Raw genomic sequence first — 14,440 nt, 5'->3', positions numbered from 1 at the left:
GGCCGGCCAGCACAGCGAACGGGGCGGCAAGGTTTCCCTCGCCGCCCCGTTCATCCCCCCGGTTTGGTACCGCGCGCGTCCGTGGGACCCCCCGATCACCAATGACGCTGCGTGCTTTTAGATTCACACTCCGCAACCATCATGTCAAGCTATTCCATCAAATTTCGGACTAAAGCAGCTCTTGACACCTTGAGACCGCTCATCTGGCGGGAGGTGCAGTTGAGCGGGAGGGACGCCCACACAGCGCTGCCGTCGTACCGATCAGGCAGGAACCGCAGCCACGAAGCAGACCCCGACGCCCGCCGCCGTGAGTGCCCCCGCGCTCGCCGGGGCGTATGCCGCGCCACCGGGACGCACCTCGACCGGGATCCCGTGCTCCTCGCCCACGTGCACGTCACCGGACGCGCCGAGGATGACCCGCGGGCCGGAACCGGGCAGCTTCATCGGCGGCCGGTCCTCGGTGAGCGTGACCCGGTAGAGCTCGAAGTCGGGCACCGGGACCTTCCACGACGTCACGCCCGGCGCGATCTCGGTGGGATGCAGCAGCGGATCCTCCAGCACCTCGAAGCGCAGCACCCGGAGCAGCTCCTCGACGTCGACCCGCTTCGGGGTGAGACCGCCGCGCAGCACGTTGTCGCTGGACGCCATCAACTCCACGCCGAGACCGCCGAGGTAGGCGTGCAGATTGCCGGCCGGCATCCAGATCGCCTGGCCGGGCTGCAGCCAGACCAGGTTGAGCAGGAGCGCCACCAGCACGCCCGGGTCGCCCGGGTAGTAACCGGCCAGGTCGACGGCGAGCACGAACGACGGCGTGTGCGGGTGGTCGTCCGGGATCTTCCGCGCGGCCGCCACCACCTGCTCGATCAGGTCGTCCCGGTCGGACTCCGGCCAGGTCAGCAGCAGCCGTACCGCCTCGGCCAGCTCGCCGGCGCGCAGGACGCTGACGATCGGGGCGAGCTGCGGCAGATTCAGCTCGCTGAGCACCGCCGCGGAGACCTCCGGCGACCGGAAGCCGCAGAGCGCCTCGAACGGGGTGAGCGCCACCAGCATCTCCGGCTTGTGGTGGGCGTCGGTGTAGTTCTTCGGGGCGTCCGGGTCCAGCTCCTGCCGGGCGTACGCGGCCTTGGCGTAGGCCGCGTCCGGGTGCGCCTGCAGCGACAGCGGCGCGCCGGCGGCGAGGACCTTCATGAGGTACGGCAGGCGGTCCCCGAAACGCTCCACGACCCGAACGCCGAGCTGCCCGCCCGGATCGCCGGCGATCAGCTTGTTCAGCGCGACCGGCCCGTCCGGTCCGGGCACCGTCGACGGGTCGCCGGGATGCGCGCCGAGCCACAGTTCCGCCTCGGGCCCTTCGGCCGCGGGACGGCCCTGCAGCTCGGCGATGGCGGTCCGGGAGCCCCAGGCGTATGCCCTGGTCGCTCCGTGAAGCGGGTACACGGTCATACCCGGCAAACTAGCAGTTAACCGGCGCTCGCGGGGGTGCCTGCGGAAGCCCGGAAGATGTCCGGCTCGATGTAGATCACCCGGGCGATCGGAACCGCCTCCCGGATCCGCGCCTCGGTCTCGTCGATGTGCCGCGCCACGTCCGCGGCGCTCTCCGACTCGGGCACCGCGATCTTCACGGCGACCAGCAACTCCTCCGGGCCGAGGTGCAGCGTCTTCATGTGGATGATCCGCTCGACGCCCGCACCGGCCAGCACCGCCCGCTCGATCTTGCGGACCGCTTCCGGGTTGGCGCCCTCGCCGAGCAGCAGGCTCTTCGTCTCGATCGCCAGGATCGCGGCGATCGCGACCAGCAACAGGCCGATCGCGGCGGTGCCGGCCGCGTCCCACCGGCCGTCGCCGGTGAGCAGCGTCAGCCCCACGCCGAAGAGCGCGAAGACCAGGCCGATCAGCGCGCCGAAGTCCTCCAGCAGCACCACCGGCAGCTCCGGCGCCTTGGCCCGGCGCACGTAGTCGACCCAGGAGGTGCTGCCACGGGTCTGGTTCGACTCCTTGATCGCGGTACGGAAGCTGTAACCCTCCAGGCCGATCGCCACCACCAGGACGACGACCGGCACCCACTGCCAGCTGTCGATCCCGTGCGGGTCATGCCACTTGTGGTACGCCTCGTAGAGCGCGAACAGGCCACCCAGGCTGAACAGCACGATCGACACGATGAACGCGTAGATGTACCGCTCCCGGCCGTAACCGAAAGGGTGCTCCGGCGTCGCCTCCCGCCGGGACCGCTTGCCGCCGATGAGCAGGAGCAGCTGGTTGCCGGAGTCGGCCACCGAGTGGATCGACTCGGCCAGCATCGACGACGAGCCGGTCAGCAGGAACGCACCGAACTTGGTGACCGCGATGCCCAGGTTGGCGCTGAGCGCCGCGATGATCGCCTTGGTGCCGCCCTCGGCGCTCACGAAAGGCCTTCCGGCAGCAGGTTGGCGAGCTCCTTCATCTCGCTGATCGCGGGGACGGCCATCGGGTCGAGGCCGTGAGCGAGGGCGAGGTAGAGCGAGGCGAAGTCGGGGACCGCCACCAGCGACGCGAGCCGCTCCAGCGCCGAACCGCCCTCGGCGGTCAGCACGTCGCAGCGCACGCCACGGCGCTCGGCGAGGGTCTGGATGGCGTCGGCGCGGCGTTCCTCGACGGCGACCGGCTCGTCGGCGTCGTCCTCCGGGTTGAGGCCGCCGTCGCGGAGCACCACGAGACGCAGGCGCGTCACGTTCTCGTCGGTCTCCTCCGGGTCGGCGAAGATGTCGCGAGTGCCCTCGGCGAGACCGCCGAAGACGCCGTCGAGCAGGCCCACCCGGCCCCGGCCGGCCTCACCGAGCGCGCCGGCCATGACCGGGTAACGCGCGTTCGCGGCGAGGGTGTCACCGAAGCGCCGGGCCGCGACCGTGGCGAGGGGCGAGGAGCCCCAGACGATCGGCACCGAGCCGGCCAGGCCGAGCGCGAGCGCCTTGGCCGGGTTCACGAACGAGTCGGCGGCCGGACGGCAGCGTTCCGCGTCGGCGTCCAGCCGGGTCGCGGTCTCGGCGATGTCCGCCTCGGTGACCTTGACCAGGCCGAGGGCCCGGCCGGCGAACAGCACCGGGAGGATCAGGCCCCAGAGAGTGGCCCTGGCCGGTGCCCGGCGCGGTACGCCGATGAACGGCGCGCGGGCCCGCTCGGCCATCGCCTCCAGCTCGGAGCCGGGGTTGCCGATGGCGACCAGCCGGGCGCCGCGCCGGGCGGCGGCCTCGGCCGCGGCGAGCGCCTCCGGGCTGCGGCCGGATGCGGACACCGCGATCACCACGTCGGCGGCGCCGACCCAGCCGGGCACGCCGGCGCTGCGGTGGCCGATGATCGGGACCGGGCACCGCGGACCGGCGACAGTGGACAGGATGCTGCCGGTGAGACCGGCCGTGCCGATGCCCGCGACCACGACGGCACGCGGCCGCCCCTCGTCGGCGAGCATGCTCAGGTCGACCTCGGCGGCGAGCGCCGCCGACTCACGGACCTGGGCGCCGGCCGAGGCGGTGGCCCGGAGCATGCCGCCCGGGTCGTTCGCGAGCATCGACTTCTCGTCGTCGAGCAGGGACTCGTCGGCGACCCGGTGCCCGTTGACGCCGGCGGAACCGTCCATCGGGTTCACCATCAGGACGCCTCCGTCTTGTCGTTCTTGCGGGCCTCGTCGATCAGCAGGATCGGGATGTCGTCCCGCACCTCGAAGATCAGGCCGCACTCGGTGCAGGTCAGCGTCGACGCGCCGGCGTCGTAGTCGAGCGGCGCGTGATGCGTGTCCGGGCACGCCAAGATCTCCAGCAACTGCGGATCGAGCGCCACCGGTAACTCCTATCGCACACCGATTGAGTGGTCCTGGCGATCCTATCCGCGAACGATCGCGAGCACCGCGTCACGCAGCTCCGCCATCCGCCGCGCGTCGGGCGCCTCCACGTTCAGGCGCAGCAGCGGCTCGGTGTTCGAGGCGCGCAGGTTGAACCAGGCGCCGCCGCCGACCTCGAAGGTCAGGCCGTCGAGTTCGTCGACCGTCGCGTCCGGGAACGCGGCACGCACCTCGGCGATCTTGGCGGGAGCGTCGGCCACCGTGGAGTTGATCTCACCGGAGGCGGCGTACCGCTCGAACTCGGCGGCGAACTCGCTGAGCGGCAGGTCCTGCCCGCCGAACGCGGCGAGCACGTGCATCGCGGCGAGCATGCCGGTGTCGGCGAACCAGAAGTCCCGGAAGTAGTAGTGCGCCGAGTGCTCGCCGCCGAAGATCGCGTTGCTGGACGCCATCTCGGCCTTGATGAACGAGTGGCCGACCCGGCTCCGCACCGGCTTGCCGCCGTTCTCCGCGATGATCTCCGGGACCGCGGCCGAGGTGATCAGGTTGTGGATGATCGTGCTGCCCGGGAACTTCGCCAGCTCACGCTTCGCCACCAGGGCGGTGATCGCCGACGGGGAGACCGGGTCGCCCTTCTCGTCCACCACGAAGCAGCGGTCGGCGTCGCCGTCGAAGGCGAGACCGATGTCGGCGCCCTGCTCCCGGACCGCCTTCTGCAGGTCGACCAGGTTCTTCGGGTCCAGTGGATTGGCCTCGTGGTTGGGGAACGAGCCGTCCAGCTCGAAGAAGAGCGGGACGATCTCCAGCGGCAGGGCGGGCAGCACCTGGTCGCCGAGCACGGCCGGAACCGTGTAGCCGCCCATGCCGTTGCCGGCGTCCACGATGACCTTGAGCGGGCGGATGCCGCTGAGGTCGACGAGCGAGCGCAGGTGCGCCGCGTAGTCCTTCAGCGAGTCACGCTGCTCGACCCGGGTCACGCCCTCGGCCTCCGCGTTCAGGTCGGCGAGCATCTGCTGGGCGCGCTGCCGGACGATCACGAGGCCGCTGTCCTGGCCGACCGGGCGGGCACCGGAGCGGCACAGCTTGATCCCGTTGTACTGCGCCGGGTTGTGGCTGGCGGTGAACATGGCGCCGGGCAGGTTGAGCGAGCCGGACGCGTAGTAGAGCTGATCCGTCGAGGCGAGCCCGATGTTGATCACCCCGGTGCCGGCCGCGTTGACACCGCGGGCGAACGCGGCGGCCAGGCCCGGGCCGGACTCCCGCATGTCGTGGGCGATCACGATCTGGTCGGGCTCGTCGCCGGACTCCCGCAACATCTCGACGAACGCCGTCCCCAGCGCCCGCGCCACCGGCTCGTTGAGCTGGTCCGGCACGATGCCCCGGACGTCGTACGCCTTGATGATCTGCGACAGATCAGTCACCACTCGCTCCTCAATGAGTCCCTGATGGGCTGAGGGTACCGGGGTGTTCCGGGCCAAAAGGCTGCAACCGCGTGGCTGCCGGGTTAACGCAGCAGATCCCGGCAGGCACGGTCAGCTGCCCGGGTGGTTTCCGGCAGACGATACGACGGCGTCAGTCGCAGGGTCATATCGCACGCGCCCGCGAGGTCGATCCGATGCCCGGCCGAGACGAAGACCGGTTTCACCCGATCCCGGGTCCGCAGCACGGCGCCGACCGTCTCCCCCGCGTCGATCAGCGGCGACCGGTCGCCGCGCACCTGACCCACCGGCGCGAAGTCGCCGACGAGCCGGGTCTTGCCGACGCCGAAGGACGGCAGGTCGGTCAGCACGCCGAGATGAGCGGCCAGCCCGAACCGGCGCGGATGGGCCAGGCCGTGCCCGTCGCAGATCAGCACGTCCGGGCGCACGGTCAGCTTCTCCAGCGCGTCGAGCAGGGCCGGGACCTCGCGGAAGGCGAACAGGCCGGGGACGTACGGGAACGCGGGGCGGCCGATCACCACGGCGGTGTCCCGTACCGAGAGGTCCCGGTAGTCGAGGACCACGACCGCCGCGCCCAGCCGGTCGCCGTCGTAGGCGACGTCCAGTCCGGCCACGGTGGCGATCGACGCGGGCGCCGGGGACTCGATCACGCGGGAGCGCAGGGACTCCTGCACGGCGAGGGCTTCTTCTTCGGTACGGGGCCACGTCTGCACCCGCCTGTTGTACTCCGGCGTGACGGGCGTCACGATGGGTGGGTCTGGAGGTGCCTCCTGGTGAACCCGTGGCTTGCCCTCACCCCTGGCGACGACCCGGCGGAGCGGATCCGCCAGGTCGGCCACGCCCATGAGCGGTTCCTGGCGGGCGATCGCCGGGCCGACCGGATGCGGTCGGTCGTCGCGGACTCCTGGGCCCGGTCGGCCGCGTGGATCGGCGCCGACCACACCGCGCCGATCGACCTGGTCGACGACGACCTGGAGGCCTACCGGTCGGCGCACCCGCTGGCCCGGGTCATGCCGATCTTCCGTGATCTGCTCGGCGGCCTCGCCGACGACGGCGACCACATCCTGGCGGTCTGCGACGCGACCGGACGGCTGCTCTGGGTCGAGGGCCGGCCGGCCACCCTGCACGGCGCCGCCTCGATGAACTTCGTGCCCGGCGCCCGCTGGGACGAGGCACACGCCGGGACGAACGCGCCCGGCACCGCCCTCGCCGTCGACCACGCCATCCAGATCTTCGCGACCGAGCACTTCAGCCGCCCGGTGCAGCGGTGGACCTGCGCGGCGGCGCCGATCCACGACCCGGCTACCGGGCGGCTGCTCGGCGCCATCGACGTGACCGGTGGCGACCACCTCGCCAACCCGCACAGTCTCGCCCTGGTGAGGGCCACCGCACTGGCCGCCGAGGCGTACCTGGGATCGGCGAAGCCGGTGAGCGACAGACCGGTGGTCGCGGCACTCGGCCGGGACGAGGCGCTGCTCGCGGTGGCCGGCAAGCGGCTGCGGCTCGGCCGGCGGCACTCCGAGCTGCTGGTCCTGCTCACCGTGCACCCGGAGGGCCGCACCGGCGATCAGCTCGGCTTCGATCTGTACGGCGACGACGTGAACCCGGTGACGGTCCGCGCCGAGCTGTCCCGGCTGCGCCGCATCCTCGGGCCGGAGCTGCTCGACTCCCGGCCCTACCGGCTGCGCGCCGAGGTGGAGTCCGACCTGTCCACGGTGAACCGGCTGCTCGCCCAGGGCCGCGCCGCCGAGGCCCTGGCCGCCTACCCGGGCCCACTGCTGCCCGGCTCGGACGCGCCCGGCGTCACCCGGCTGCGGCGGATGCTCGACGACCGGCTGCGCGCCGCGGTCCTGTCCACCGGCGACCGGCGGCTGCTGCAGAGTTGGCTGAACAGCCCGTGGGGCGCCGACGACCTGGAGCTGTGGGAGGCGTACGCCATGCTCGTCCCGGCCGACCCGATCGCGGCCCGCCGGGTGGCCGAGCTGGCCGCCGAATACGAGCTCTGCAACCTTCCTGCAACGTATTAGTAACTAACGTCCGCCCCCGAGAGGGAGGCGAGACATGACCATCTACAGCCCGCCCGGCACCGAGGGCTCCATCGTCAGTTACCAGTCCCGCTACGACCACTACATCGGCGGCGAGTACGTGCCGCCCGCCAAGGGGCAATACTTCGAGAACCCCAGCCCGGTGACCGGCCAGGTCTTCTGTGAGGTGGCACGCGGCACCGCGGACGACGTCGAGCGCGCTCTCGACGCCGCGCACGGCGCCGCGGACGCGTGGGGCCGCACCTCGCCGGCCGAACGCGCGAACATCCTCAACAAGATCGCCGACCGGATGGAGCAGAACCTCGAGAAGCTCGCGGTCGCCGAGGCCTGGGAGAACGGCAAGGCCGTCCGGGAGACCCTGGCCGCCGACATCCCGCTGGCGATCGACCACTTCCGCTACTTCGCCGGCGCGATCCGCGCTCAGGAGGGCACCGCCGGCGAGCTGGACGAGGACACCGTGGCGTACCACTTCCACGAGCCGCTCGGCGTGGTCGCCCAGATCATCCCGTGGAACTTCCCGATCCTGATGGCGGTCTGGAAGCTCGCCCCCGCGCTGGCCGCCGGCAACGCCGTCGTGCTCAAGCCGGCCGAGCAGACCCCCGCCTCGATCCACTACCTGTTCTCGCTGATCGGCGACCTGATCCCGTCCGGCGTGGTGAACATCGTGAACGGCTTCGGCGTCGAGGCCGGCAAGCCGCTCGCCTCGTCCAGCCGGGTGGCCAAGGTCGCGTTCACCGGCGAGACCACGACCGGCCGCCTGATCATGCAGTACGCGTCGGAGAACCTGATCCCGGTGACGCTGGAGCTCGGCGGCAAGAGCCCGAACATCTTCTTCGAGGACGTCAGCCGGGCCGACGACGAGTTCTACGACAAGGCGCTCGAAGGTTTCGCGATGTTCGCGCTGAACCAGGGCGAGGTCTGCACCTGCCCGTCCCGCGCGCTGATCCAGCAGAGCCACTACTCCGACTTCCTCGCGGCCGGCGTGAAGCGGGTGGAGAACCTGAAGCAGGGCAACCCGCTGGACACCGACACCCAGGTCGGCGCGCAGGCCTCGAACGACCAGCTCGAGAAGATCCTGTCGTACCTGGACATCGGCCGGCAGGAGGGCGCCCGTGCCCTGGTCGGCGGCGCCCGGGCCGAGCTGCCCGGCGACCTCGCCGGCGGCTACTACGTCCAGCCGACGATCTTCGAGGGCCGAAACGGGATGCGGATCTTCCAGGAGGAGATCTTCGGGCCGGTCGTCTCGGTCACGCCGTTCGCCGACTTCGACGACGCCATCAAGATCGCAAACGACACCCTGTACGGCCTGGGCGCCGGTGTCTGGACGCGGGACGGCAACCAGGCGTACCGGGCCGGACGGGCGATCAAGGCCGGCCGGGTGTGGACGAACTGCTACCACCTCTACCCGGCGCACGCCGCGTTCGGCGGCTACAAGCAGTCCGGCATCGGCAGGGAGAACCACCGGATGATGCTCGACCACTACCAGCAGACGAAGAACCTGCTGGTCAGCTACTCGCCCAAGGCACTCGGGTTCTTCTAGAGATGGCCACCCGGGTTGACGTGACTCCCGCGGCCGCCGCGATGATGCGGCAGCTGCGGGAGCAGCACGGTCCGCTGATGTTCCATCAGTCCGGCGGCTGCTGCGACGGCAGCTCGCCGATGTGTTACCTGGAGGGCGAGTTCCGTACCGGCGGCTCCGACGTGCTGCTTCAGTCTCTGGCGATCGAGGGGGTGCCGGAGCCGATCACGTTCTGGATGTCGGCCAGTCAGTTCGAGCTCTGGAAGCACACGCACCTCACGGTCGACGTGGTGCCGGGGCGCGGGGCCGGGTTCTCGCTGGAGGCGCCGGAGGGCGTCCGTTTCCTGATCCGTTCGCGCCTGCTCACCGAGGAGGAAGTGGCCGAACTCTCCGCATGAGCGCGTCTGATCCGGGCCGGGCCGCCTTCGGGCTGGTCCGGCCCTTGCGTACCGGCTTGCGGCGGTGCGCAATGATACGCCGGCAAGACTGAACGCGATGCCTGTTTGGCACGAAAAACGCGTTTGAGGACTGGCGGCTCGTCCGAATCCGAGGCATCGTCGTCAGTCGCCGACGAACCCTGGGGAGGACGTTCACATGCGGCTGTCACACACCAGAAAGGTGTTCATGCTCAGCGTGCTGCTGATCATGACCGGCCTTCTCGGGCAGGCCGCCGCGGCCCAGACGACTGCGAAACCGGCCACCACCACCGCCGAGCCGGTCAGCTCGGCGGTCGTGCCCTCGGACCCGCCGTCGTCCGCGGGCCCCGCGCCGTCGAAGCCCGCGCCGTCCAAGCCCGCGCCCTCGAAGCCGGCGGCCGTCAAGCCCAAGCCCGCGACGAACGCCGGGCGCACCGAGAGCACCACCACCGGCAAGGGCCACAAGCAGCGCACCAACGGGCCCGCTCGCAGCATCACCACGACCGGCAGCGCCGGCGTGGCGCTGACCTTCGACGACGGGCCCGACCCGGCGTACACGCCGCAGCTGCTCAAGATGCTGGCGCAGCAGCACGTCAAGGCCACGTTCTGCGTGGTCGGCACGAACGCGAAGAAGCACCCGGAGCTGATCCGCGCGATCGTCAAACAGGGTCACACGCTCTGCAACCACTCCTGGAACCACGATCTGAAGCTCGGCAAGAAGCCGGCCGCGAAGATCAAGGCCGACCTGGAGCGCACCAACGCCGCGATCCGCGCCGCCGTGCCGAACGCGAAGATCCGATTCATGCGCGCCCCCGGCGGCAACTTCACGCCGAGCCTCGTGAAGATGTCGAAGAAGCTCGGCATGGCGTCGCTCTACTGGCAGGTCGACCCGCGCGACTGGGATCACCCGAAGGGCGAGTCGGCCGGCGACCATCGCAAGAAGATCGTCAAGATCGTGCAGAAGCACACCCGGCCGGGCTCGGTCGTCCTCTCGCACGACAACGCGCAGCCGGACACGATCGCGGCCTACAAGACGCTGCTGCCGTGGCTGCGCCACCGGTACCGCCTGGTGGCCCTCTGACGCGTCAGTGCGAGGGCGGGATCACCCTGAGGTGACCGCGGCGGCCCGTCTGGTGTCCTGGAGTGTGCTCGGCCTCGTCCGGGCGCGGGGGCGCGGGACGGGCCGCTTCGCGGACGGCGTCGGCCAGGGCGACCAGGTCGTCGGTGGTGGGGGGTGGGGGCGCGAAGTCACCGTCGTGGCGCACCAGTTCCCAGCCTCGCGGGGCGGTGAGGCTGCGGGCGTGCGGCTCGCACAGGTCGTACGTGTGAGGCTCGGCGAACGCCGCGAGCGGGCCCACGACAGCGGTGGAATCGCCGTAGACGTAGGTCAGGGTGGCGACCGCCTGTCGGGGACAGCCGTTCCGGGAGCAGCGCCGTGGTGACCTCACGGCGGCACGTTATCGCCCCACCGGCCGTTCTGGGGAGCGTTACCCCGCGACACGCCGACCCGCGATGCATCACGATTCGGCCATGGCCGCCCGACACGCCGCCCCGTTGGGGCGAATTACCGGCCGGGACACACGATGCGAACGGCCTGACCACGTATGTCGCCCCGGTGGGGATACGCTGGCCGCGTGACCACCAGCCCTGAACGCCGCCGGACGGACCCGAAGGCGACGCGCAGCACCGGCCCGGGTCATCCCGCCCGGCGCGATCGGCACGGCCGCGGCCTGCGCGGGCGTCTCGTGCCGGCCACCGTGCCGCTCGCCCGTACCAAGGCGGAGATCTTCGACGACCTGGTGCTGGACACCGTCGAAAGCCTGGAGCGGCGATACGCGAAGGAGCTGGCCGGCGTCGAGTTCGCCGTCGAGGACGTGCCGCCGGAGCTCAACGTCTACGACTCGGACGTGCTCGAGGACGGCGAGGTGCCTCTGGCCCGGCTGCTGCCCGGCCGTCCGGGGCGGCACGAGTTGCCGCCGCGGATCGTTCTCTACCGCCGCCCGCTGGAATTCCGGGCGATGGATCGTGAGGACCTCGCCGACCTCGTCCACGATGTGATCATCGAGCAGGTTGCCAACCTGCTCGGCGTCGACCCGGACGAGCTGGCCTGACGCCTCAGGCCACCCGGCGCTTCAACTTGCGACGTTCACGTTCGGACAGTCCACCCCAGATTCCGAAGCGTTCGTCGTGACCGAGTGCGTACTCCAGACAGTCGGCCTTCACGTCACAGCGACCGCAGATGCGCTTGGCCTCGCGCGTCGAGCCGCCCTTCTCCGGAAAGAAGGCTTCCGGGTCGGTCTGCGAACACAGTGCTCGCTCCTGCCACTCGGGGGCGTCCCCGAGCAGGTCGAACCCTTCAACCTGCGCTTCCATCGGCGTGCCTCCATTTTCCCGCGCCGGCTGCGAAACCAGCGCTGACCCCCCACGCACGCGGCGTGTTTCTGCGGGTTCGATGCGAAAAGTGCACATCGTCCCCACAACCCCACCAAAATTACACGCGTGTAAGACGTGCGTCGTCAAGCCGAACCTGCTAAATGGGCCCGTTTACTACCCGCGTCGAAGACGCTTCATGGTCCCGTTCCAGCCCTATCTCCCGGAGCCACCGGAAGGTAACGCGGGCGCGGGCCCTCACGTCCAATTTAACCCGTTTTGTAATCAAGTGGCAGGGGGTCCCCCGGAGCGGGTCCGCCGAATGGATCACGCAGTCGACCTGCGTCAGTGGACAGAGGCGAGTGGTTCGGGGTTCTTGTGGAGCGCGAGACCGTCCGGACCGGACAGCGCGCCGACGTTCGCGGCCAGGCCCGGGTCGAGCCAGCCCTGGTCCGCACGGAGGACGTACTCCGGGTAGATCGTGAGCCGCTCGCGCAGCTCGAAACCGGACGCCGCCGACTTCTCCCGCAGGATGTCGATCTGCGGCCACGGGCGTTCCGGGTTCACGTGGTCGGGCGTCAGCGGCGACACGCCACCCCAGTCGTCGATCCCGGCGCGCAGCAGCAGCGGGAACTCGTCGTCGATCAGGTTCGGCGGGGCCTGGATCCGGGCGTGCGGGCCCATCAGGATCCGCGCCACGGCCACGGTGGCGGCCAGCTCGCGCAACTCGGCGTCCGGCATGCCGCGCATCGCCGTGTCCGGCTTGGCACGGAAGTTCTGGATGATGATCTCCTGGATGTTGCCGTGCTCCGCCGCCACCCGGCGCATCGCGAAGAGCGAGTCCACCCGCTCCTCGACGTTCTCACCGATCCCGATCAGGATGCCGGTGGTGAACGGGACCCGGGCCCGGCCGGCGTCCTCCAGGACCCGCAGCCGGACCGCCGGCTCCTTGTCCGGCGAGCCGTAGTGCGGGCCGCCCTTCTCCGACCAGAGCCGGGTCGCGGTGGTCTCCAGCATCATCCCCATGCTCGGGGCGACCGGCTTGAGCCACTCCAGCTCGTCCTGGCTCATCACACCGGGGTTGAGGTGCGGCAGCAGTCCGGTCTCCTCGAGGACCGCCGCGGCGCAGGCACGCACGTAGTCGAGGGTCGAGGCGTACCCGTGGTCGTCCAGCCACGTGCGGGCCGCCGGCCAGCGCGCCTCGGGACGGTCGCCGAGCGTGAAGAGCGCCTCCTTGCAGCCCTGGGCGGCGCCCTGCCGGGCGATCTCCAGGACCTCGTCCATCTCCAGGTACGCCGCGGGCAGCCGGTGCGGCACCGTCGCGAACGTGCAGTAGTGACACCGGTCCTGGCACAGCCGGGTGAGCGGGATGAAGACCTTGCGGGAGTACGTGACGACGCCGGGGCGGCCGGCTTCCCGCAGTCCGGCGTCGCGCAGGGCGCCGGCGAGGGAGAGCAGTTCCTCGAACTCGTCGCCGGTGGCCGCGAGCAGCGCGACAGCATCGTCCGGATCGAGCGTCTCGCCTGCGGCGGCGCGGCGCAAAGCTTCGTTGACCTCTACCACGCAAAGCAGCCTAGGCCGATTCAGCCCAGGCTGCCGCTGCGGTCGCCCGCCATCACGAGTGTCCTGAGACACGATCCCCGGCGCGCTCCCACCGGGCTCGCTCCTGCCGGCGTGCTCCCACCGGGCTCGCTCCCGTCGGCGTGCTCCCACCGGGCTCGCTCCTGCCGGCGTGCTCCCACCGGGCTCGCTCCCGTCGGCGTGCTCCCACCGGGCTCGCTCCCGCCGGCGCGCTCCCACTGGGCTCGCTTCTGCCGGCTCGCTTCCTACTGGCGGGGCGGGTCCTGGTCGGCCGGGCCGAAGCCGGGCCGGTCGGAAGGCACTCCGCCGGGATGCCCATCGACCGCCGGATTGACCTGGGTCGGCTCGGAGAAGGCCTGCGTGGGCGGTGCAGAGGCCTGCGCTGGCGGCGCAGAGGCCTGCGTGGGTGGCGCGGAGGCATGTGCGGGCGGCGCGGAAGCGGGGAAAGGTGGCGCGGAGGCAGGGACAGGCGGCGCGGAGGCAGGGACGGCGGAGACCGGAGCGCCCGGATAGACGTTCCCCGGCGGCGGGGGCGGGTTCCAGGCGGGCGGCGCGGGCGGCGTCCCGAACCCGGGCGGCGGCGCGGCGGAACCAGCCGGGGCGCCGAACCCGGGCGGCGGCACGGCGGAACCAGGCGGAGTGCCGAACCCGGGCGGGGTGCCGAACCCGGGCGGCGGCGGCTGGTAGCCAGGGGGCGGCGGCTGGTAGCCCGGCGGCGGCCCCTGCTGCCACGGCTGCTGGCCCTGCGGTCCACCGTACGGCGGGTACTGCCCGAACGGCTGCCCATAGACACCGGCCTGCGGCTTCGGCACGGCGAACAGCCCACGCCAGATCTGCCACACAGCGAACGCCGCCAGCGCGAACAGCGCCAGCCAGGCCACCCGGGCGAGCAGCTCCAGCAGCGCCGAGCCGGGCGAGGTCGAGGCGATGTTGCTGACCCCGAAGAAGACGCCGAAGACCAGCCCGAAGAAGGCGGCCACGCCGTACTCCGCCAGGGCGACCAGCGTGATCGCCCGGGCCTGCGGGTGCACCGGCTTCACCGCGACCGAGAGCACCACCGCGGCGAACGGGAAGAAGATCGTCGCGAGGTTCACGAAGCTGCCGAAGCTGAATTGCGTCCGGTTCAGGAAGTTCTCCCCGAACAGGTCCAGCACCGAGGTGATCAGCAGGACGGCCGGGACGCCGGCGAGCGCATAGGCCGCCAGGTCCCTCAGCGGCCGCAGAAACTGCCCGATCGGCGGCTGTGGTGTTGTCACGGT

At 71.1% G+C, this 14,440-nt stretch carries 14 protein-coding genes and 1 pseudogene; 5 read left to right on the top strand and 10 right to left on the bottom strand.

From position 1 onward, the window contains the following. Positions 1 to 261 precede the first annotated feature (261 nt). The 6 genes from manA to nfi form a co-directional block, all read right to left on the bottom strand. On the bottom strand, positions 262 to 1,443 hold the full coding sequence (manA, locus tag EP757_RS14685) for a mannose-6-phosphate isomerase, class I (protein WP_370457817.1): 1,182 nt from the start codon (positions 1,441 to 1,443) through the stop codon (positions 262 to 264). 17 nt (positions 1,444 to 1,460) lie between these two features. Then, entirely contained in the window at positions 1,461 to 2,402 is a 942-nt protein-coding gene (locus tag EP757_RS14680) for a cation diffusion facilitator family transporter (RefSeq protein ID WP_127546392.1), read from the bottom strand. Continuing rightward, on the bottom strand, positions 2,399 to 3,610 hold the full coding sequence (locus EP757_RS14675; protein ID WP_127546389.1) for an SIS domain-containing protein: 1,212 nt from the start codon (positions 3,608 to 3,610) through the stop codon (positions 2,399 to 2,401). Before EP757_RS14675 ends, EP757_RS14680 begins: the two co-directional genes overlap by 4 nt. Positions 3,611 to 3,621: 11 nt before the next feature. After that, positions 3,622 to 3,810 carry a Trm112 family protein gene (locus tag EP757_RS14670; protein ID WP_127546386.1) on the bottom strand — a complete coding sequence of 63 codons (189 nt, stop codon included), beginning with the start codon at positions 3,808 to 3,810 and terminating at the stop codon, positions 3,622 to 3,624. Between the two features lie 42 nt (positions 3,811 to 3,852). Beyond that, positions 3,853 to 5,232, bottom strand: coding sequence for a phosphomannomutase/phosphoglucomutase (locus EP757_RS14665; RefSeq protein WP_127546383.1), 1,380 nt, complete (start codon positions 5,230 to 5,232; stop codon positions 3,853 to 3,855). Positions 5,233 to 5,315: 83 nt separating this feature from the next. Then, on the bottom strand, positions 5,316 to 5,996 hold the full coding sequence (gene nfi / locus EP757_RS14660; RefSeq protein ID WP_232050668.1) for a deoxyribonuclease V: 681 nt from the start codon (positions 5,994 to 5,996) through the stop codon (positions 5,316 to 5,318). Positions 5,997 to 6,020: 24 nt separating this feature from the next. Here nfi and EP757_RS14655 point away from each other — a divergent pair, with 24 nt between their 5' ends. The 4 genes from EP757_RS14655 to EP757_RS14640 all read left to right on the top strand — a co-directional run bounded on the left by EP757_RS14655 (position 6,021) and on the right by EP757_RS14640 (position 10,311). Continuing rightward, on the top strand, positions 6,021 to 7,277 hold the full coding sequence (locus tag EP757_RS14655; RefSeq protein ID WP_127554242.1) for a GAF domain-containing protein: 1,257 nt from the start codon (positions 6,021 to 6,023) through the stop codon (positions 7,275 to 7,277). Positions 7,278 to 7,311: 34 nt separating this feature from the next. Continuing rightward, positions 7,312 to 8,835 (top strand): aldehyde dehydrogenase family protein, encoded by a 1,524-nt coding sequence (locus EP757_RS14650; RefSeq protein WP_127546380.1) that lies wholly within the window; start codon positions 7,312 to 7,314, stop codon positions 8,833 to 8,835. A 2-nt stretch (positions 8,836 to 8,837) separates the two neighbouring features. Further along, entirely contained in the window at positions 8,838 to 9,212 is a 375-nt protein-coding gene (locus EP757_RS14645) for a DUF779 domain-containing protein (protein WP_127546377.1), read from the top strand. Between the two features lie 196 nt (positions 9,213 to 9,408). Next, entirely contained in the window at positions 9,409 to 10,311 is a 903-nt protein-coding gene (locus tag EP757_RS14640) for a polysaccharide deacetylase family protein (protein ID WP_127546374.1), read from the top strand. Positions 10,312 to 10,315: 4 nt separating this feature from the next. On the opposite strand, the gene EP757_RS14635 is transcribed toward EP757_RS14640, so the two are convergent. Next, positions 10,316 to 10,678, bottom strand: a complete 363-nt coding sequence (locus EP757_RS14635) for a DUF3499 domain-containing protein (protein ID WP_127546371.1) — start codon at positions 10,676 to 10,678, stop codon at positions 10,316 to 10,318. A 186-nt stretch (positions 10,679 to 10,864) separates the two neighbouring features. On the opposite strand from EP757_RS14635, the gene EP757_RS14630 reads away from it, so the two are divergent. After that, positions 10,865 to 11,341, top strand: coding sequence for a metallopeptidase family protein (locus EP757_RS14630; protein ID WP_370457816.1), 477 nt, complete (start codon positions 10,865 to 10,867; stop codon positions 11,339 to 11,341). Between the two features lie 4 nt (positions 11,342 to 11,345). Here EP757_RS14630 and EP757_RS14625 read toward each other — a convergent pair whose 3' ends face one another. From EP757_RS14625 to EP757_RS14615, 3 genes and pseudogenes are all read right to left on the bottom strand, one after another. Continuing rightward, positions 11,346 to 11,603, bottom strand: a complete 258-nt coding sequence (locus EP757_RS14625) for a WhiB family transcriptional regulator (RefSeq protein ID WP_014440974.1) — start codon at positions 11,601 to 11,603, stop codon at positions 11,346 to 11,348. Between the two features lie 381 nt (positions 11,604 to 11,984). Beyond that, positions 11,985 to 13,187 (bottom strand): annotated as a pseudogene (cofG, locus tag EP757_RS14620) (7,8-didemethyl-8-hydroxy-5-deazariboflavin synthase CofG); the annotation flags it as partial. A 239-nt stretch (positions 13,188 to 13,426) separates the two neighbouring features. Further along, positions 13,427 to 14,437: a hypothetical protein gene (locus EP757_RS14615; RefSeq protein ID WP_127546365.1), complete on the bottom strand. Its 1,011-nt coding sequence runs from the start codon at positions 14,435 to 14,437 to the stop codon at positions 13,427 to 13,429. Between the last annotated feature and the right edge of the window lie 3 nt (positions 14,438 to 14,440).

The sequence above is a fragment of the Actinoplanes sp. OR16 genome (genome assembly GCF_004001265.1).
In the GTDB taxonomy this organism is placed as follows: domain Bacteria; phylum Actinomycetota; class Actinomycetes; order Mycobacteriales; family Micromonosporaceae; genus Actinoplanes.
Note: the sequence above shows the minus strand (reverse complement) of the source record. Positions and strands in the feature narration are given on the sequence as shown.

Coding starts and splice junctions, on each gene's coding strand:
- manA (WP_370457817.1), bottom strand. CDS start 1,443: ATGACCGTGTACCCGCTTCACGGAGCGACCAGGGCATACGCCTGGGGC.
- EP757_RS14675 (WP_127546389.1), bottom strand. CDS start 3,610: ATGGACGGTTCCGCCGGCGTCAACGGGCACCGGGTCGCCGACGAGTCC.
- EP757_RS14650 (WP_127546380.1), top strand. CDS start 7,312: ATGACCATCTACAGCCCGCCCGGCACCGAGGGCTCCATCGTCAGTTAC.
- EP757_RS14645 (WP_127546377.1), top strand. CDS start 8,838: ATGGCCACCCGGGTTGACGTGACTCCCGCGGCCGCCGCGATGATGCGG.
- EP757_RS14640 (WP_127546374.1), top strand. CDS start 9,409: ATGCGGCTGTCACACACCAGAAAGGTGTTCATGCTCAGCGTGCTGCTG.
- EP757_RS14625 (WP_014440974.1), bottom strand. CDS start 11,603: ATGGAAGCGCAGGTTGAAGGGTTCGACCTGCTCGGGGACGCCCCCGAG.